The organism is Catellatospora sp. NPDC049111 (genome assembly GCF_040648615.1).
GTDB lineage: Bacteria > Actinomycetota > Actinomycetes > Mycobacteriales > Micromonosporaceae > Catellatospora > Catellatospora aurea.
Window position 1 is genome coordinate 1 of record NZ_JBEZEB010000045.1, and the last position, 18,258, is coordinate 18,258.

The following is an 18,258-nucleotide window of genomic DNA, read 5'->3' on the forward strand; positions in this document are numbered from 1 at the left end:
TCGCGGTGGCCATTGCTCTTCTCCCCCTACCCCGGCAAATCCGCGTATTTTGCCCAACGTCTATGACGGGCGGGACGCGGCGCTGGGCGGCGGGACGCGGCGGCGGGGGGCGGCGGCGGGGGGCGGTGCCGGGCACCGGGTGGGTCAGATCAGCCCTGCAGGGCGGCGCGGACCGGGGCGGCCTTGGCGGCGGCCTCGGCGACCTCGGCGGCGGGGTCGGAGTCGATGGTGATGCCGCCGCCCGCCCAGACGTGCAGGTCCTGGCCGTCGGCGGCGACCGTGCGGATGGTCAGGCCGAGGTCGATGCCGTCGGGGCCGATCCAGCCGAACGCGCCCATGCTGACGCCGCGGCCGACCGGCTCCAGGGCGGCGATCTCACGCAGCGCGGCGAGCTTGGGCGCGCCGGTGACCGAACCGCCGGGGCAGATCGCCTGGAGCAGCTCCGCCAGCCCGGTGCCGGGCCGCAGCAGCGCGGTCACCTCCGACTCGGCCTGCCACAGGTCGGCCCAGCGGCGTACGGCGAACAGCTCGGGCACACGCACCGTGCCGGTCTGCGCGACGTGCGAGAGGTCGTTGCGCTGCAGGTCGACGATCATGACGTGCTCGGCGCGCTCCTTGGGCGAGGAGAGCAGCTCGACCCGGCCGGCCTCGGTGGCCGGCGTGGTGCCCTTGATGGGCCGGGTGACCGCGTGCCCGCCGCGGACCTCCAGCAGGGTCTCCGGGGAGGCGCAGCCGATCGCCCAGCCGTCGCCCTGAAGGATTCCCGCATACCGCGCACCGGCCAGCCGAGTCACCCGGCGCAGCGCGGGCAGCGGGTCCCCGTGGTACTGGGCGGCGGCGTGGCCGACCATGTTGACCTGGTAAACGTCACCGCGGGCGATGGCCTCGCGGACCGACTCCACCGCCTCGGCATGGCGCGAAGGGCTCCAGGAGGGCCGCCACGGGCCGAGCCGCCACGCGCCCACCGTTCGGCCGAGGTCGCCCGCGGACGGCTCCTGGAGGCGTAGGTTTGCCGTGTGTTCGTATACCACGACGACCACGTCCGGCACGGCCGGCGCGGGGCTGGGCGCCCCGAGGCAGCCGCCGATCATGGCGGCCCCGCCCGCCGCGGAGACGAACAGCGCGGCGCCGCAGACGTCATGGGCCAGCCCCGCCAGGCACGGCCCGGACAGATCGCCGACCGGCAGCCCGTGCCGGGCCAGGAAGTTCTCCACCAGCGTGGCCGGATCGCCCGGATCGCCCACACGCCACTCCAGCCGGGAGCGTTCCCATGCCTGGTCACGGCAGGTCGCCGGAATGCCGGGAATATCCCTGGCCGTCCCGTGGGTGGGGGCTAGACCGACCGGCTTCATTCCGCTCGTCCGAAAGGTTGATATCTAGAAAGGCCCTGCGTTACCTGCTCGTAAAAGGCTCGTTCGGCTTGGTAGCGTGCGTCACTGTTGTGATCGACAGCACACCGGCGACGGACGGTCTCAGATCGAGCTTCCAACGCCACCACCCCTAACCGAATCGCGGAGAACCCCGATGTTGTGCCAGCACCAACCGGTCTGCCCCTCAGCCGACGCGATCGACCACGACGCTGCCAAGGTCGTCGCGTCCTTCCCTGAGCAGGGCTGGAGCCTGCTCTGCAACGGCGTCATCGTTTTCGAGGACACCGGCGAGCTGCTCCCCGACGGGTCGAGCATCGCTCCGCACCGCGGTCCCGCGGTGCACGCCATGGCCTGACCCTAACGGCGAAGACCCGGGGCGCGACGAAGCGCCCCGAAGATCAGTAAAACACCCGCCGAGCCGGCCCGAAGCCCGCGTCGTATGGACGCCTCCCCGGGCCGGCGGCAGCAGGCCTCAGGCGAACGCCTCCGGCGGCGGGCACGAGCACACCAGGTTCCGGTCCCCGAAGGCGCCGTCGATGCGCCGGACCGGCGGCCAGTACTTTCCGGCGCGCTCCGACGCGCTCCCCAGACCCGGGTAGGCCGCGACCGAGCGCGGGTACGCGTGGTCCCAGGAGTCCCCGGTCACCATCGACGCCGTGTGCGGCGCGTTGACCAGCGGGTTGTCATCGGCCGGCCACTCCCCCGCGCCGACCTTGTCGATCTCGCGGCGGATCGAGATCATCGCGTTGACGAAGCGGTCCAGCTCGCCCAGGTCCTCGCTCTCGGTCGGCTCCACCATCAGGGTGCCGGCGACCGGGAACGACATCGTCGGGGCGTGGAAGCCGTAGTCGATCAGGCGCTTGGCCACGTCGTCCACGGTCACGCCGGTGGCCTTGGTGATCGGCCGCAGGTCGAGGATGCACTCGTGGGCGACCAGGCCCTTGTTGCCGCTGTACAGCACCGGGTAGTGCTCCTTCAGCCGGGCCGCGACGTAGTTGGCCGCCAGCACCGCGGTGCCGGTCGCGGCCGCCAGGCCGTCCGGGCCCATCATGCGCAGGTACGCCCACGGGATGGGCAGGATGCCGGCGCTGCCGTGCGGGGCCGCGCTGATCGCCGACACGTCCTTGGTGCCCGGCAGGTACGGGGCCAGGTGCGAGCGCACGGCCACCGGGCCGACGCCAGGACCGCCGCCGCCGTGCGGGATGCAGAACGTCTTGTGCAGGTTCAGGTGCGACACGTCCGCGCCGAACTTGCCCGGCTTGGCGAAGCCGACCAGCGCGTTGAGGTTCGCGCCGTCGACGTACACCTGACCGCCGGCCTCGTGCACCTTGGCGCACAGCGAGGCGATGCCGGTCTCGTACACGCCGTGCGTCGACGGGTAGGTGACCATGATCGCCGCGAGGTCGTCGCGGTGGGAGTCGATCGCCCGGTCGAGGTCGACCAGGTCCACGTTGCCGGAGTCGTCGCAGGCCACCACGACCACGCGCATGCCGGCCATCACGGCGCTGGCCGCGTTGGTGCCGTGCGCGCTGGACGGGATCAGGCACACGTCGCGGTGGGCCTCGCCGTTGGCGCGGTGGTACGCCCGGATCGCCAGCAGGCCGGCCAGCTCGCCCTGCGAACCGGCGTTCGGCTGCACGCTGACCGCGTCGTACCCGGTGACCTCGGCCAGCCAGCCCTCCAGCTGCGCGATCATGTCGCGGTAGCCGGCGGTCTGGTGCTGCGGCGCGAACGGGTGCAGCTGGCCGAACTCGGGCCAGGTGACCGCTTCCATCTCGGTGGTGGCGTTGAGCTTCATGGTGCACGAGCCCAGCGGGATCATGCCCCGGTCCAGCGCGTAGTCGAGGTCCGACAGGCGGCGCAGGTAGCGCAGCATCGCCGTCTCGCTGTGGTGGCTGGAGAACACCTCGTGGGTGAGGAACTCGGTGTCGCGGGCCAGCTCCGCCGGGATCGCGGTGGCCTGGCGCGGCTCGGCCAGGGCCACGCCGAACGCGGCGCAGACCGCCTTCAGGTGCGCGACCGTGGTGGTCTCGTCGCAGGACACGCTCACCCGGTCGGCGTCGACCAGGCGCAGGTTGATCCCGTCGCGCTCGGCGGCGGCGACCACGGTCTGCGCGCGGCCCGGCACGACCGCGGTGACGGTGTCGAAGAACGCGGTGTGCGCGACCTCGACGCCGCCGGTGAGCAGGCTGACCGCCAGGCGGCTCGCGCTGTCGTGCGCGTGCCGGGCGATCTTCCGCAGCCCGTCCGGGCCGTGGTAGACGGCGTACATGCTGGCCATGACGGCGAGCAGCACCTGCGCGGTGCAGATGTTGCTGGTCGCCTTCTCCCGCCGGATGTGCTGCTCACGGGTCTGCAGGGCGAGCCGGTACGCGCGGGTGCCATCGGCGTCCTTGGAGACGCCCACCAGGCGGCCGGGCAGCGAGCGCTCCAGACCGGCGCGCACCGCGAGGTAGCCGGCGTGCGGGCCGCCGAAGCCCATCGGCACGCCGAAGCGCTGGGCGCTGCCGCAGGCGATGTCCGCGCCGATGCTGCCCGGGGCGCGGACCAGGGTCAGCGCCAGCAGGTCCGCGGCCACCGAGACCAGGGCCTGGCGGGCGTGCGCGGTCTCGATCAGGGCGGCGTGGTCGCGCAGCGCGCCGGACGCGCCCGGGTACTGCAGCTGCAGGCCGAAGAACTGCTCGGGCAGCTCCTCGGCGTCCAGGTCGAGCACGCGGACCTCGATGCCGAGCGGCTCGGCCCGGGTGGCGATCACGTCGATGGTCTGCGGCAGCGTGTCCGCGTCGACGACGAACACGTTGCTCTTGCTCTTCGACGAACGGCGGGCCAGCGTCATCGCCTCGGCGGCGGCGGTGCCCTCGTCGAGCATGGAGGCGTTGGCGGTGGCCAGGCCGGTGAGGTCGGTGACCACGGTCTGGAAGTTGAGCAGGGCCTCCAGCCGGCCCTGGCTGATCTCCGGCTGGTACGGCGTGTAGGCCGTGTACCAGGCCGGGCTCTCCAGCACGTTGCGCTTGATCACGCCGGGCACGTGGGTGCCGTAGTAGCCCAGGCCGATCATGGAGGTGGCGACCGTGTTGCGGTCGGCGAAGGCGCGCAGCTCGGCGATGGTCTCGGCCTCGGTCGCGGCGGCCGGGAGGTCCAGCGCGCCGTGCCAGCGGATCACCTCGGGGATGGCCGCGTCCATCAGCTCCTCGATCGAGGAGTAGCCGATGGCGTTGAGCATGCTCTCGGTCTGGTCTGAACCGGGACCGATGTGGCGTTCTACGAAGGCGCTCAATGTGTGCTCCGGGGTCGAGGACTATGGATAGCCCTCCCCCTCTGTCACGGGCGATGCTCATGAGCCTCGCCACGGCGGGTCGCGCCGCTCCAGAGTCGCCATGCCCGTACGGTTCGGGTGCCTGAGAGGTTCCGGGGAGGAATTGCCCCTTCGGCGCCGCTTTACGCGGACTCTCCCACACGGGTGTGCCGGCACCGCCCACGCTACCAGCACGTGTGCCCCGACACCGTAACCCACACCACTCCCCACGCCGGTCGGCTGGCCGCCGACCGCCCCATGATCGCTCGCCTTGCCAGGCACCTGTGCGTATCTTGCGCACCCATACACATGTGCCCGGCAAGTCGAATGATCATGGTGTGGGACACGCCCGCACCGAAGCGCGACGTGGCCGGTGAGACCTCGCGCGGTCAGGTGCGCGGGCGGATCAGGGGATCAGGACGACCTTGCCAACAGTCGCGCGTGTCTCCACGGCGGTGTGGGCGCGAGCGGCTTCGGCGAGCGGGAAGGTGGTGATCGCCGGGGTGAGCCAGCCCTCGGCGGCGTCGCGCAGGGCCTGCTCCTCCAGGGGGCGCAGGCTACCCGCTACCTTCAGCATGGCCGGGCCGATCGCCGACGAGGCGATGATGCCCCGGGCGTACAGGTCCTGGGTCGTGAGCTGGGTCGGCGCGCCCGCGGACCCGCCGAAGATCAGGAAGCGGCCGAGCGGGGCGAGCAGTTCCAGGGCCGCGCGGCCCTGCTCGCCGCCGACGCCGTCGAGGACCACGGTCAGGTCGCGCTCACCCAGTTCGGCACGCACCTTGTCGGCCCAGCCCGGGTCCAGGTAGTCGGCGGCGATGTCGGCTCCGTTGCGCTGGACCCGGGCCACCTTGTCCGGGCCGCCCGCCGCCCCCACGACCAGCGCCCCGGCCCGCTGCGCCGCCTGCACGAGCAGCGTGCCCAGGCCACCCGCCGCGCCGGTGACCAGCACCGCGTCGGCCTCGGTCAGGCGCGCCAGGCGCAGCACACCGACCGCGGTCCGGCCGGTGCCGATCATCGCCACCGCGGCCGGGGCACTGAGCTGCTCGGGGATCTCGTGCAGGGAGGCGACGGCGGCGACCGCGCGCGTGGCGTACCCGCCGCTGGTCGTGCCCAGGTGCGCGACCACGCGCCGGCCCAGCCAGGCCCGGTCGACGCCCGGCCCGATGCCGCCTACCCGGCCGGCGACCTCGCGGCCCGGCGTCATCGGCAGCTGCGGCGGCGGGAACGGCCCTGGGCTGCCGGAGCGGATCGTCGTGTCGATCAGGTGTACGCCCGCCGCCTCGACCTCGATAGTTACATGTCCCCCGCCGGGTACCGGGTCGGCCACCTGTTGGTAGCGAAGGGTCGCGGCGGAGCCGAATTCGTACTGGCGGATGGCGTGCATTGGCTGCTCCCGTTGTAGGCGCTTGTCAGCAACGCTAGAAGTTCAAGCACGCTTGAAGTCAAGTTTGGCACGCGGGCTGCTTCAGGCCGAATACAGCCAGCAAGCTCAAGCCGACTAACGCGACAGCGCCACTAACGCCCAGCTTCTCACCCGACGGCAGTTCATCTAACATTTGGTGCGAGTTCTCGATCGGAACTTGAAACCAATCTTGTGTTGCCCTGCCGCGCACGATAGAACGAGGCCCAAATGGATCCAGTAAGTCCCAATCTACTTGCCGGTCTAGCCGTCGAGGCAGTCAAGGGCATTGTCGCGCACTGGAAATCCACGAAGTCCGATCGCGCAAAGCGGGATACCGCACGCAACATCAAAACAATCTCCGGCCGAATCGAATCGAACGCGATTGAGTATCTCTCTCGTCTGAGTATGTTTATCAACGACGAGAATCGTACCCATGTTGCAAAGTTTCTGCATTCTGCGGAGTTCCGCAATATTGCTCGCACTGTTGCAGTTGCGGTAATTTCCAACGAGCTCGACAGAGTACGCAACTTCCTGATCGAACAGATGTCCGCGATGCTTAGGCTGCGCCTGGATCTTAAAGCCGCGAACGCCGGACCATACGCCACTGACCTAATATCGACACTTTCGATCTCAATCAATGCCGCAATGACAACTTTGCGCAAGAATGACCAAGACGAATATGTTCTCGTTAGGCAACAGGCAAACATTGAACTACTTGCCGGCCGCTTAAAGGCAGTAGCTGACCAAACACGCACCATAGAACAATGCAATTATGCCGTCTATGCAGAGGTGGTGCAATTCGCGTCCGAATATTGCCGCGTGCTCCGAGCTACCACCGACGAAATATCGCCCGCGGATTTCGACGCGCAGAAGCGCGTTTCGCTAGAAGACATTTATGTTACCCCACGTTTCGATCCCGAGTATCCTCAGCAATTCGGAATTCGAGAGAGCGATCCAATTGAACGCGATCCGTCTTTCGTATCACTGACGCAGTTAAAACTACATACATACCGCCTCGTCGTCCTCGGTGACCCCGGGGCAGGAAAATCGACACTGGTGCAGCGAGTCGCAAATGACCTTGCAGGCGAAGCGCAGGGTGAAGACTCAATGCTGGCGCAAGTTCCGTTCGTGGTTACACTTCGGCGTTATGAAGAACAGAAACGTTCGAAGAATTGCTCTCTAGTCGACTATTTGGTCAGTGCCATACGCGAAGAACTCCACTTAGCCACATCTCGATCGGTAATTGAGTACCTACTGGCATCAGGGCGAGCGATAGTCATTTTTGACGGCCTCGATGAGCTTATAGAGACGCATCGTCGGCGCGAGATCACCCAATCTATTGAGGCTTTCTCCGCTTCATATCCCACCGCCCATATGATGGTCACATCCCGAATTGTAGGTTATCGAGAAGCTCCCCTAAGCCCAAAAATCTTCAAAGTGGCGTCACTTCTGCCATTTAGCGAGCGTGACGTTGAGACCTATGCCCAGTCGTGGTTTGGTCTGGACAGAGCTTTGACCCCAAGTGAGCGAAGTTCAGTCGCTATCGCCTTTTTGAAAGAGTCGGAGTCCATCCGCGACCTCCGACGCAACGCACTAATGCTGGGGCTCCTGTGCAATGTATATCGCGGCGAAAGATCAATTCCACGTAGTCGCGCAGAACTCTACGAGCAGTGCTCAAGAATGCTCTTCGATCGGTGGGACGCAAGCCGGGGCATTTCCAGCGTGAAGATCCTCAGGTCTGACGCACGCACAGCATTGCAGGATGTGGCGCTCTGGATCTTCACGGATAGCAAGCTCGCAGAGGGCGTGTCAGAAAAGAAGCTAGAGCAACGGATTGCCAACCACTGGCTGGGGCGCCGCTTTGAAACTATCGAGCAAGCCACGGACGAAGCCCACGAATTAATGAAATCTTGGCGAGGTAGGGCTTGGGTGCTTACCGACATCGGCACGAAGGAGAGTGGCGGACGCATCTATAAATTTACCCATCAAACTTTCCTTGAGTATTTCGCGTCAATTGAACTAGTCAGGAAACATCCGAGCCCTAAACTACTTTGGTCCGTCCTCATGCCTGCGATTCGTAGAGGAGAATGGGACGTTGTGGCCCAAGTGGCCATACAGATTCTTGACGGACTATACGATGGCGGCACGGATGCAATCTTTACGATGGGCTGTAAACTCGTAGAGGACGAGTCGGCACTTCTGGAGCATCGCTACAACGTCGCCTACTTTTTGTCTCGATATCTCGACGTGCTATCTCCGAGCCCCGCAGTCTGCCGTATGGTCATTAGCGCTTGCACAAAGCTAGCTGTCGCGGGCCAGATGCTCTCAGGCTATCCATCAAATTACTTGCTTACCGAGGGCGGCGGGTTCGGGTACCTCGCCTTCGCTGAAACAAGCGGCACACGGCTAGGCGACGATGGAGAAGACGTGCTCGACGCCGAGGACCTGCTAGACCCCCTACTAATCGGCCTCCATAGTCACGCAGACACGTCTACGTTAGCTGTTGACGAATTCACTCAGTGTTGCATTCGCATGATGAGATCGGCGAATATCGCTTACGGCGCGCAGGCGTTTGTCCTACTGGGAAACGTAGATCGCCTGATATTCATCGCCGAGAATCGAATCGACTATCAGCTACACGACCATCTGCTTGAATGTTCCCTCTCCGCATTGCGAGAGAGGTCCACTCTGGGGCTTGTTTCACGGAAGCTAAAAGACTGGTCGGTACCCAATTTTCGGGCTGCACTGACGGCCTGGCGGCATCGACTCATTACTCGGACTTCGTTCGCAGAAGCATGTCCAATTGAGGCTTTACTTACAGACAGGCCGCTCATTACACATGAAGATCTTCAAAGTCAGATAGAGGAGCCGGCAGCTATATCTCTCCTGAGAGACTTCCTGCTTGGAGATCTCGATGACGGCCTATGGCCCGACGTCGAGAGGTCTATGAGTGTTCTTGGACAAAAGCTGCGTTTGAACGCATTGACTCCGCCGTTCTTCGGCGCGGTTCACTACACTGGCGAGAGGCTGCTCGGCGAGTCCATCATTCGACCATATTTCCGAGCCGTACATGGATCGCCTCCTGATGAGCTGGCCCGTAGACGCGACGCCGCCAAGATGAAGTTTGACAACGACGTGATTTTAGGTGCGTCGGTTCTTCTTGGTGCAATAATCGAGCATGAGATCTGGGAACTCATCGACGAAAGCGAAGATCAGGTCGCGTTTCTCGATTTAGGACCACTGCAGCCATTAGAAATGGCATTTATTGCCCGCATGGAAGAAGGAATGTACTTTACAATGCGTGACTCCTTAAGCTCGCTTGATCTCGAAGTTGACAACCGACGACTAATCACATCTTGGGCCGAGAGGAAGGTCGACTTCTCAAGAGCCATTCAACGCATCAGAGCGGAATAAGACAGTGAGCACCGTTTATTCATAGAGCATTGGATCCCGCTGCCTTAATGGTTCGACAAAGCACTTAGCAACGCGTCGATGTCCGCCGCCGTGGTGTAGTGGTAGATACCCGCCCGCACCGCGCCGCCCGAGTCCCGCAGGCCCATCGTGTGGAAGTACTCCCACGCGTAGTAGTCCCCGGCGAACGCGCAGATCCCCGCGTCGCCGAGCGCCTTGGACGTCTCGGCCGGGTGCGTCGACCCGACCCGGAACGACACTGTCGGGCACCGGTCGGCCGGGGCCGGGCACAGCGACACCCCGTCGATCGAGGCGAGCCCGTCCACTAGCCGGGCGAACAGCTCCGCCTCATAGTCGCGTACCGCGGTCAGGGAGATCAGCAGGCGCTCGCGCCGGGATCCGGTCGCGGCCGGGTCGAGACCCGCCAGGTGGTCGACGGCGGCGGTGACCCCGGCCAGGGACGCGAAACTCGGCGTGCCGAACTCGAAGCGCTCCGGCACGGCGTCGCTGGACGGGCGCAGCTTCGCCGGGAACATGCCCGCCCACAGCGCGGGGTCCGCCGCACACGCGGCAAGATGCGGGCCGGACCACTTGTACGCGCTGGTCACGTAGAAGTCCGCGCCGAGCGCCGCGACGTCGGTCGGCTGATGCGGCGTCGCGTGCACGCCGTCCACGAAGACCAGCGCCCCGGCGGCGTGCGCGATCGCGGCGATGGCGGGCACGTCCGGCCGGGTGCCGATCGCATTGCTGCCCGCGGTCACCGCGACGAGCCGGGTGCGGTCGTTGACCAGGTCCTTGTACTGCCAGGTCGGCAGCTCACCGGTGGCCGGGTCGAACTCGGCCCAGCGCACGGTCGCGCCCTGCTCCTCGGCGACCTGCACCCACGGGCGCACGTTCGAGTCGTGGTCGAGCCGCGAAACGACCACCTCGTCGCCCGGCCCCCACGACTGGCCGAGCGTACGGGCCACCAGGTAGACCAGCGACGTCGCGCTGTTGCCGAAGACCACCCCGGCCGGGTCCGCACCGAGCAGGTCGGCGACCGCGCGGCGAGCGTCGGCGACGATCCCGATCGCGCGCCGGCCGGGCGCGAACGCGTCGCTGCGGTTGGCCACCGCACCCCGGTAGACGGCGTCGACCGCCTGCGCGACCGGCTCCGCGACCAGCGAGCCAGCGGCCGCGTCGAAGTGCCGGAAACCCTCACCCAGAGCCGGGTATGCAGCGCGAGCCCGCGCGATGTCGAACGCCATGCCCGCCACCCTAACCACCCGCCCGCTCCCCCGTCATGATCCAAACGGCCGGTGTCCACGCCACGGGCGTAGCCGCAGGTCGTAAGGTGGGCTGGTGGCCGAGATCGTGCAGCTGCTGGCGTCGGGGGTGCGGCGGTTTCAGGGGCGGCCCGCGGACGGGCCCTCGCCCGAGCCACCGGGTGAGCTGGTCGAGCAGGTGCGGATCCGGGCACAGCTCGGCATCGTCGGGGACCGGTACTTCGGCAGGCAGGCGCACCGGGACGCGAGCGTGACCGTGATCGCGCAGGAGTCGCTGCCGCCCGGCGCGGACCTGACCCACGTCCGGCGCAACATCCTGACCAGCGGCATCGCCGTCGACGACCTGGTCGGCTCGGTGCTGGTGCTCGACTCCGGCGACGGACCGGTGCGGCTGCGCGTCAACCGACCGGCGCACCCCTGCGCCTGGATGGACGTGACCATCGGCCCCGGCGCCTGGCGGGCGCTGCGCGGCCATGGCGGCATCCGCTGCACACCGCTCGACGACGGCATCCTGCGCGTCGGCCCGGTCGAGGTCTCGATCGCCCCCATTCCCCAGGCGTAGCGCGGGCGGCCCGTCGCGGACCGCCTGCGCCCGCGGTTCTCACCAGGGTTCGGGGCCGTCCTCGCTGAAGAAGCCCGCGGTCGGGCCGTCGTCGGGCAGCGTGGCGAGCCGCACCGCGACAGCCGCGCCCTGCGCCGGGGTACGCGGTCCGGCATGCCCGTTGAGGTCGGTCGCGCAGTAGCCGGGATCGGCCGCGTTCACCTTGATCGCCGTGCCGCGCAGCTCGTTGGCGTAGGAGACGGTGACCGAGTTCAGCGCGCTCTTCGAGGCGTTGTACGCCAGCAGCGGGAACGGCGCGTACGGCCCATCCGGATCGCTGGTCAGCGCGAGCGAGCCCAGCCCGCTGGACAGGTTGACGATCCGCCCCGCCGGGGCGCGCCGCAGCAGCGGCAGCAGCGCGTTGGTCACCCGCACCACGGCGTACACGTTGACGGCGAAGGTCCGCTCCAGCACCTCGACCGGCATCGTGCTGGGCCGCTGGCCGCGTTCGAGCAGGATGCCCGCGTTGTTGACCAGGATGTCGAGGCGGCCGTGCGCCAGCTCGATCCGCGCCGCGGCCGCCGACACCGATACCGGATCGGTCACGTCCAGCTCCAGTACCGTCACGGTGATCCCCTCGGCGGCCAGCTTCTCGGCCGCAGCCGCGCCGCGCTCCGCGTCACGCGCCCCGACCAGCACCGTCACCCCGGCCAGGCCGAGCCCCCGCGCGATCTCGTACCCGATTCCCTTGTTGGCCCCCGTCACGAGGGCGACCTTCGCTTCGCTCATGCCGCCGAGCCTGCGGTATGCCCCAGGCGATGAGGAGAGCACGGCTGAACCAGGGACCGGCGGTCCCTGGATGGCCGCCGCCCACCCGGCGCATGATGACGGCATGGATCGCCGCCAGCTCGCCGAGTTCCTGCAGAGCCGACGCGCCCGCGTGCAGCCCGGCGACGTAGGCCTGCCCGCCGGGGCCCGACGGCGCACACCCGGCCTGCGGCGCGAGGAGGCGGCCCGGCTCGCCGGGATCTCGGTCGACTACTACACGCGGCTGGAACAGGCCCGGGGGCCACGCCCGTCGCGGCAGGTGCTGTCCGCGCTGGCCCGCGCCCTGCGACTGTCCGACGACGAACGCGCGCACCTGTACCACCTGTCCGGCGAGCTGCCCGCCCCGCCAACCGGCCCCAGCCCCGACGTGCCCGCGGGCATCCTGCACCTGCTCGACCGGCTCGACGACACCCCCGCGTACGTCATCGACGTCAAGTACGAGATCCTCGCCTGGAACCCGATGGCCGCCGCCCTGCTCGGCGACCCGACGACCTGGCCGCCCGGCCGCCGCAACATGCTGTGGAACATGTTCGGCAGCGAGCTGAGCGCGATCGCGCTGGCCGATCCGCAGTCGTCCGCGTTCGCCGACGAGTGCGTCGCCGAACTGCGCGCGGCCGCCGCCCAGTATCCGCAGGACCCCGGCATCCACGGCCTGATCGCCCGGCTGCGCGCGGCCAGCCCGGAGTTCGTCCGGCGGTGGGAACAGCTGCGGGTGTACGTCCGGCGCGGCTCGACGACCAAACACGTCCGCCATCCCGTGATCGGCGAACTGACCCTGGAGTGCGAGGTCCTCGACGTCGCCGGCCACGGCCAGCGCCTGATCGTCTACACCGCCGCCCCCGGCAGCCCGTCCGCCGACGCGCTCAAACTCCTCAACGTCGTCGGCACCCAATGGCCCGCGGACCACCTCGCCTGACTCCCCTCCCCACCCGGGGTTCCGCGGTTTCCCTGCACTTTCAAGGAAACTGCAGGATCAGGAGTGGCGATTGCTGCAGTTTCCTGGAAAGTGCAGCGGGGTCACGGCTTGGGTGTCCCGTCCTTGGACGGGCCCATGGATACGCACCAGCGGTCGTCGCAGGTCTGAAGCCAGATCGTCGTCTGGTACGGCGCGCCGTCGAGAGTCCCGGACAGTTTCGCGGCCTTGGTCGCGTCCGACTCCGTGGCGGAGATCGTCCACTGGGTGACGCTCAGCGCAGGCCCGCCGAGTTGGGCCAGCCTGCTGTCGATCTCGGCCGCGGCATCGCTGCGCGGATGGGCGAGCAGCCGCAGCCGGTCTCGGTCCTCGGCCTGGAGCGCGGCCACGTACTCGGTGACCGCCGCCTCCGGTGTCGCCTGGCCGGGGGTGTCACGCGTCGCCAGGAAGACCCCGACGGCGATCACGATCCCCGTGGCCGCGATGAACGCGGCCACCGCGGTTCTCGCCCTCATGCCCGGAAGCGTAAGCCGGTCCATCCACATGCGCAGGAGTCGTGCTGTCGATCGGGCGGCCGCTCGTTCGTACAGAAGGAGACGGGCCGGCGCGGTCGGCCGCGAGCGGCAGGGAGAAACGTATGCGCAAGCTGATGGTCATCGAGTTCGTGACCCTGGACGGGGTCATGCAGAGCCTCGGGTCCCCGGACGAGGACCGCGACGGCGGCTTCGAGCACGGCGGCTGGGCCGCGCCGTACTTCGACGAGGTCCAGGCGTCGGCGGCGGGCGAAGGGCTCAAAGGCACGACGGCGTACCTGTTCGGGCGGCGGACCTACGAGAAGATGGCCGCGTTCTGGCCCACCCAGACCGACGAGAACCCGATGGCGGCCCACCTCAACGCCACCCCCAAACACGTCGCCTCCCGAACCCTGACCCACGTGGACTGGCCCGGTGCGTCGGTCCTTCAGGGCGACCTGGCTCAGTCAATGCGCGACCTCAAGGCGCAGGGCGACGGGGTGATCGCCGTGCTGGGCAGCGGGGTGCTCGTGCAGGAGCTGATCAGGCAGGATCTCGTCGACGGATACCGGCTGTTCCTGCACCCGCTGCTGCTGGGCACCGGCAAGCGGCTGTTCAACGAGATGCCCCGCCCACAGCGGCTCCGCCTGGTCGACAGCACCCCGACCAGCACCGGCGTGCTCATGCTCGGCTACGACGTGGTGTGACCGACGCACCGCCCCCCACCGCGCCTGAAGATCACGCATAATCCGTCGTCGTGAGCGATCCCGTGGCGCAGGGCGACGACGTCCTCGACGACCTGCAGCGAGCCGAGGCCCTGCTGGCGGTGGGCCGTCCCGACTCCGCCGGGCAGATCCTGGCCGGGGTGCTGGGCCGCCACCCGGACAATGCCGCTGCCCTGTGCCTGCTGGCGATCGTGGAGAGCAAACGCGGCGACCACCGGGCGATGCTGCGGGCCGCCGACGCGGCCGTGGCCGCCGAGCCGAGCAGCGACTGGGCGCACCGGCTGCGGTCGACGGCGCTGCGCCATCGCTGCCGCCCGCCGGAGGCGAGGGAGGCGGCGCTGGAGGCGGTGCGGCTCGCGCCGGACAACTGGGCCTGCCACGTGGTGCTCGCCGACAGCGAGCTGCTGGACGAGACCGTGGTCGGCGTCGAGTCGGCGTATCTGGCCGCGAGCAAGGCCGTGGAACTAGCACCGGACGTACCGGACACGCACCTGACGCTGGGCCGGGTCCACGCGGCGGCGTTCGATCCCGCGTACGCGCAGGCCTGCTACGAGCGGGCGCTGGCGCTCGATCCGCAGCACGTGGCCGCGCGCAACAACCTGGCCGTCGAGCAGCTCAGGACGGGCCGTTACACCGCGGGCGGCCGGACGCTCATCGACGCCCTCGCCCAGGACCCGCAGCACGACCTGCTGCACCGCAACCTGGGCCAGGCTGTGTACGCCTGGCTGCACCGCCTCGCGGACGGCGCGGTGCTGGCGTGGCTGTGCTGGGCGGCCGTCCTGCTGACCGGGAGCCCGCGCGCCGAGCGGATCACCGGTGGCGCGCTGGCCGTGCTGGTGGCCGCCGGCGCGGGGTGGTCCTACGCGCGGTTGCCGACCGCGATGCGGCGGCTGGTCCGCAGACTGCCCACCCGAACCGAGTACGGCCGGATCGTGGCGTGGGCCTGCGTCGCCGTGCCCTTCGTCGCACTGCTGCTCAGGCCGGTCGCGAGCACACCGGCAGGGCGGGGCGTCGCCGCGGGCGTCACCCTGTTCGCCGTCATCGTGGCTTTCGTCACGGCGTCGCGGGCGTACGCCCGGGTCCTCGGCGCTGCCGCGCGGCTGCACCGCAGGTGGCGGCATCGGGCCTTCCTCCGGCGCGGTCCCCGGCAGCCGGACGCTGGCGCTCGCAGGTTCGAGGCCAGGTACACCGCCCTGTCCGCGGTCGCGTTCGGCGGCCGGGTCGTCGTCGCGCTGGTCGCCGTCGGTGTCATCGCCGGGCTGATCCTGCGACCGGACGGTGCGGCCGCGCCACCGCCCGCCGACGTGCTGACCGGCCGCTGCCTGACGTCGTCCGACGGCGGCCCCGCCCGGCCCGGCGTCCTGCTCCCAGGCCAGGCGCAGCTCGTGGCCTGCGACGACGCGCGCGCCGTCTACCGCGTCACCGGCATCATGACCCTGCCCTCGACCGGCCCCGACGGACCACAGGCCGTCTCCTGCGGCAAAACCGCGGCGATCACCGCCCATGCCCTGATGATCGGCTGGCACGACGGCAGCCAGGTCGTCTCCCTCTGCCTCGCCCCGACCCGCTGACATGTGGGCTCTTTCGGGGAAACTGCAGCAATCGCGGACCGGATTCGTGCAGTTTCCCCGAAACTGCGTTCGCGACGCGGCCGGGACGGAGCGTCAGCCCGCGTACTCGCCGCACAGGCCGTCGGGGTAGCGCCACATCGCCACGGTGGCCTGCAGGTCCGCGGCGGTGTTGGTGGCCGCGATCAGCTTCTTCTTGTCGGTGCCGACGGTCTTCAACGACGCCGCGATGTCGCCTCGCGCCTTGGCCAGCGCCTCCAACGCCGGCTTGACCTTGGCGTCGCCGGTCTTGGTCGCGGCTTCGGCCAGCAGCTCGGCGTTCTTCTGGTACGCGACCAGCGTCGCCTGCACCCGTCCGGCGTCGACGGCCCGCGTGCCGAGGGTCTCCAGGGTCGCGAACAGGTCGTCGTCTGCCTTGTCAGCGGCGGTGCAGGCGGCCGCGATGTCGCCGCCGGCGGTGGGCGCCGTTGACGGCGCGGCCGGGCTCGCCGAGGTGGCGGCAGCCGACGGTGGGGCCGCGCCGGGCTCCGGGTCGCCGCCACAAGCCGCGGCCAGCAGGGTCAGGCCGAGGGCGAGCACACCAAGGGTCTTGCGCATGAGGGTTCCTTCGGTCGTCGTGGTGGCGGCAGCGTAGCCAGGTGGGCGCGGCCCGTGGGGGTGACGCGGAACACCAGGCAGGGGTGCGAGGCCCGCGGACTAGGCTGATCCACATGACGTACGTGGCAGACCCGAAGCGATACGACTCCATGATCTACCGCCGCACCGGCCGGAGCGGGCTGAAACTGCCCGCGATCTCGCTGGGCCTGTGGCACAACTTCGGCCACGAGCGTCCCTGGGACCGCCAGCGCGACATCGTGCGCCGCGCCTTCGACCTGGGCGTGACGCACTTCGACCTGGCCAACAACTACGGCCCGCCGCCGGGCGCGGCCGAGGAGAACTTCGGCCGGATGCTGGCCACGGACCTCAAACCGTACCGGGACGAGCTGGTCATCGCGACGAAGGCCGGCTACGACATGTGGCCGGGTCCGTACGGCGAGTGGGGTTCGCGCAAGTACCTGACCGCGTCCCTTGACCAGTCGCTGCGGCGGATGGGCCTGGACTACGTCGACGTCTTCTACTCGCACCGCTTCGACCCGGACACGCCGCTGGAAGAGACGATGGGCGCGCTGGACGCGGCCGTGCGCGCGGGCAAGGCGCTGTACGTCGGCATCTCGTCGTACACCTCGGCGCAGACCCGCGAGGCGGCGGCGATCCTGAAGTCGCTGGGCACGCCGCTGCTGATCCACCAGCCGTCGTACTCGATGATCAACCGCTGGACCGAGCGCGACCAGCTGCTGGACACCCTCGAGGAGGTCGGCGCGGGCTGCATCTCGTTCTCGCCGCTGGCCCAGGGCCTGCTCACCGACCGCTACCTGCAGGGCGTGCCCGCGGACTCGCGCATCCGGACCAGCCGCTTCCTCAACGAGGACGCGCTGACCCCAAGCAACCGGGTCAAGGTCGAGGGCCTCAACGCGATCGCCCAGCGGCGCGGGCAGTCGCTGGCGCAGCTCGCGCTGGCCTGGGCGCTGCGCGACGAGCGCATGACCAGCCTGGTCATCGGCGCGTCGAGCGTGGCCCAGCTGGAGAACAACATCGCCGCGCTGGGCAACCTCGACTTCACCGCCGAGGAGCTGACCGAGATCGACCAGTTCGCCACCGAGGCGGAGATCGTCATCTAGTGCTGGACGCGCATCAGCTCGTCGTCGAGCACGGCATCCTGTCGGTGGTGGTGGGCTCGCGGGCGTACGGCCTCGCGGGCCCCGCCTCCGACACCGACCGCCGGGGCGTGTTCGTCGCGCCGACCCGGCTGTTCTGGGGCCTGGACAAGCCGCCCACGCACGTGGACGGCCCGGCCGAGGAGCAGTTCTCGTGGGAGGTCGAGCGGCTGTGCACGCTCGCCCTGACGGCGAATCCGACGGTGCTGGAGTGCCTGTGGTCACCGCTGGTCGAGCTGTGCACGCCGACCGGCGAGCGGCTGCTGGCGGTGCGCGGCGCTTTCCTGTCCAGCCGGGCGGCGGAGACCTACGGTCGTTATGCCGCGGACCAGTTCGCGAAGCTGCGGGCGCACCGGGAGCGCACCGGCGAGGTGCGCTGGAAGCAGGCCATGCACATGCTGCGGCTGCTGCGGGCCGGGGCGCACGTGCTGCGGACCGGTGAGGTGCTGGTCGACGTGTCCGACGAGCGGGAGCTGCTGCTGTCGGTCAAGCGCGGCGAGGTGCCGTTCGAGCGGGTGTCGGCGCTGGCCGAGCAGCGCTCCGCGGACCTGGCGCGGGCGGCGGCGGACACCGTGCTGCCCGCCGAGCCGGACCGGGCCGCGGTGGAGAAGTTCCTGGTGGGCGTACGCGAAGAGGGGCTGGACTCGGCCGTTCGGTGACGACGGCGGCCGATC

At 68.8% G+C, this 18,258-nt stretch carries 15 protein-coding genes and 1 riboswitch; of the genes, 8 read left to right on the top strand and 7 right to left on the bottom strand.

Going from position 1 to position 18,258, the window contains the following annotated elements; translation table 11 throughout:
* Window positions 1-149: 149 nt before the first annotated feature.
* On the bottom strand, window positions 150-1,352 hold the full coding sequence (locus tag AB0B66_RS36430; RefSeq protein ID WP_360538732.1) for a chorismate-binding protein: 1,203 nt from the start codon (window positions 1,350-1,352) through the stop codon (window positions 150-152).
* 175 nt (window positions 1,353-1,527) lie between these two features.
* Here AB0B66_RS36430 and AB0B66_RS36435 point away from each other — a divergent pair, with 175 nt between their 5' ends.
* The gene (locus AB0B66_RS36435; RefSeq protein ID WP_120321268.1) at window positions 1,528-1,725 is read left to right on the top strand and encodes a DUF5999 family protein; all 198 of its coding nucleotides are present in this window, start codon (window positions 1,528-1,530) and stop codon (window positions 1,723-1,725) included.
* A gap of 117 nt (window positions 1,726-1,842) precedes the next feature.
* Here AB0B66_RS36435 and gcvP read toward each other — a convergent pair whose 3' ends face one another.
* Window positions 1,843-4,647 (bottom strand): aminomethyl-transferring glycine dehydrogenase, encoded by a 2,805-nt coding sequence (gene gcvP, locus AB0B66_RS36440; protein ID WP_360538735.1) that lies wholly within the window; start codon window positions 4,645-4,647, stop codon window positions 1,843-1,845.
* Window positions 4,648-4,746: 99 nt separating this feature from the next.
* Window positions 4,747-4,835, bottom strand: a riboswitch (glycine riboswitch).
* A 236-nt stretch (window positions 4,836-5,071) separates the two neighbouring features.
* Window positions 5,072-6,049: a zinc-binding dehydrogenase gene (locus AB0B66_RS36445; RefSeq protein WP_360538738.1), complete on the bottom strand. Its 978-nt coding sequence runs from the start codon at window positions 6,047-6,049 to the stop codon at window positions 5,072-5,074.
* A 246-nt stretch (window positions 6,050-6,295) separates the two neighbouring features.
* Here AB0B66_RS36445 and AB0B66_RS36450 point away from each other — a divergent pair, with 246 nt between their 5' ends.
* The gene (locus tag AB0B66_RS36450; protein WP_360538741.1) at window positions 6,296-9,481 is read left to right on the top strand and encodes an NACHT domain-containing protein; all 3,186 of its coding nucleotides are present in this window, start codon (window positions 6,296-6,298) and stop codon (window positions 9,479-9,481) included.
* Between the two features lie 44 nt (window positions 9,482-9,525).
* Here the strand turns inward: AB0B66_RS36450 and AB0B66_RS36455 are convergent, their stop codons facing one another.
* Window positions 9,526-10,725: a cysteine desulfurase-like protein gene (locus AB0B66_RS36455; protein WP_360538744.1), complete on the bottom strand. Its 1,200-nt coding sequence runs from the start codon at window positions 10,723-10,725 to the stop codon at window positions 9,526-9,528.
* 94 nt (window positions 10,726-10,819) lie between these two features.
* Between AB0B66_RS36455 and AB0B66_RS36460 the strand changes: the two genes are divergently transcribed.
* Window positions 10,820-11,305: a molybdenum cofactor biosysynthesis protein gene (locus tag AB0B66_RS36460; RefSeq protein WP_360538747.1), complete on the top strand. Its 486-nt coding sequence runs from the start codon at window positions 10,820-10,822 to the stop codon at window positions 11,303-11,305.
* 39 nt (window positions 11,306-11,344) lie between these two features.
* Here the strand turns inward: AB0B66_RS36460 and AB0B66_RS36465 are convergent, their stop codons facing one another.
* Window positions 11,345-12,073: an SDR family oxidoreductase gene (locus AB0B66_RS36465; RefSeq protein ID WP_360538750.1), complete on the bottom strand. Its 729-nt coding sequence runs from the start codon at window positions 12,071-12,073 to the stop codon at window positions 11,345-11,347.
* Window positions 12,074-12,176: 103 nt separating this feature from the next.
* On the opposite strand from AB0B66_RS36465, the gene AB0B66_RS36470 reads away from it, so the two are divergent.
* The gene (locus AB0B66_RS36470; RefSeq protein ID WP_360538753.1) at window positions 12,177-13,028 is read left to right on the top strand and encodes a helix-turn-helix transcriptional regulator; all 852 of its coding nucleotides are present in this window, start codon (window positions 12,177-12,179) and stop codon (window positions 13,026-13,028) included.
* Between the two features lie 101 nt (window positions 13,029-13,129).
* Here the strand turns inward: AB0B66_RS36470 and AB0B66_RS36475 are convergent, their stop codons facing one another.
* A complete protein-coding gene (locus AB0B66_RS36475) occupies window positions 13,130-13,540 on the bottom strand; it encodes a hypothetical protein (protein WP_360538756.1) in 411 nt (136 codons plus the stop codon).
* Between the two features lie 122 nt (window positions 13,541-13,662).
* On the opposite strand from AB0B66_RS36475, the gene AB0B66_RS36480 reads away from it, so the two are divergent.
* Window positions 13,663-14,244, top strand: a complete 582-nt coding sequence (locus tag AB0B66_RS36480) for a dihydrofolate reductase family protein (RefSeq protein WP_360538759.1) — start codon at window positions 13,663-13,665, stop codon at window positions 14,242-14,244.
* A gap of 50 nt (window positions 14,245-14,294) precedes the next feature.
* A complete protein-coding gene (locus AB0B66_RS36485; protein WP_360538762.1) occupies window positions 14,295-15,833 on the top strand; it encodes a tetratricopeptide repeat protein in 1,539 nt (512 codons plus the stop codon).
* Window positions 15,834-15,926: 93 nt separating this feature from the next.
* On the opposite strand, the gene AB0B66_RS36490 is transcribed toward AB0B66_RS36485, so the two are convergent.
* Window positions 15,927-16,427 carry a hypothetical protein gene (locus tag AB0B66_RS36490; RefSeq protein WP_360538765.1) on the bottom strand — a complete coding sequence of 167 codons (501 nt, stop codon included), beginning with the start codon at window positions 16,425-16,427 and terminating at the stop codon, window positions 15,927-15,929.
* 113 nt (window positions 16,428-16,540) lie between these two features.
* Here AB0B66_RS36490 and mgrA point away from each other — a divergent pair, with 113 nt between their 5' ends.
* Both mgrA and AB0B66_RS36500 read left to right on the top strand, forming a co-directional pair.
* On the top strand, window positions 16,541-17,548 hold the full coding sequence (gene mgrA, locus AB0B66_RS36495; protein WP_360538768.1) for an L-glyceraldehyde 3-phosphate reductase: 1,008 nt from the start codon (window positions 16,541-16,543) through the stop codon (window positions 17,546-17,548).
* Window positions 17,548-18,243, top strand: coding sequence for a nucleotidyltransferase domain-containing protein (locus AB0B66_RS36500; RefSeq protein ID WP_360538771.1), 696 nt, complete (start codon window positions 17,548-17,550; stop codon window positions 18,241-18,243). Before mgrA ends, AB0B66_RS36500 begins: the two co-directional genes overlap by 1 nt.
* Window positions 18,244-18,258: the final 15 nt, after the last annotated feature.

Bases quoted from the DNA above. Each gene is read 5' to 3' on its own strand.
- AB0B66_RS36455 (WP_360538744.1), bottom strand. From the start codon at position 10,725: ATGGCGTTCGACATCGCGCGGGCTCGCGCTGCATACCCGGCTCTGGGT.
- AB0B66_RS36450 (WP_360538741.1), top strand. From the start codon at position 6,296: ATGGATCCAGTAAGTCCCAATCTACTTGCCGGTCTAGCCGTCGAGGCA.
- AB0B66_RS36430 (WP_360538732.1), bottom strand. From the start codon at position 1,352: ATGAAGCCGGTCGGTCTAGCCCCCACCCACGGGACGGCCAGGGATATT.
- AB0B66_RS36465 (WP_360538750.1), bottom strand. From the start codon at position 12,073: ATGAGCGAAGCGAAGGTCGCCCTCGTGACGGGGGCCAACAAGGGAATC.
- AB0B66_RS36475 (WP_360538756.1), bottom strand. From the start codon at position 13,540: ATGAGGGCGAGAACCGCGGTGGCCGCGTTCATCGCGGCCACGGGGATC.
- AB0B66_RS36490 (WP_360538765.1), bottom strand. From the start codon at position 16,427: ATGCGCAAGACCCTTGGTGTGCTCGCCCTCGGCCTGACCCTGCTGGCC.
- AB0B66_RS36470 (WP_360538753.1), top strand. From the start codon at position 12,177: ATGGATCGCCGCCAGCTCGCCGAGTTCCTGCAGAGCCGACGCGCCCGC.
- AB0B66_RS36445 (WP_360538738.1), bottom strand. From the start codon at position 6,049: ATGCACGCCATCCGCCAGTACGAATTCGGCTCCGCCGCGACCCTTCGC.
- mgrA (WP_360538768.1), top strand. From the start codon at position 16,541: ATGACGTACGTGGCAGACCCGAAGCGATACGACTCCATGATCTACCGC.
- AB0B66_RS36480 (WP_360538759.1), top strand. From the start codon at position 13,663: ATGCGCAAGCTGATGGTCATCGAGTTCGTGACCCTGGACGGGGTCATG.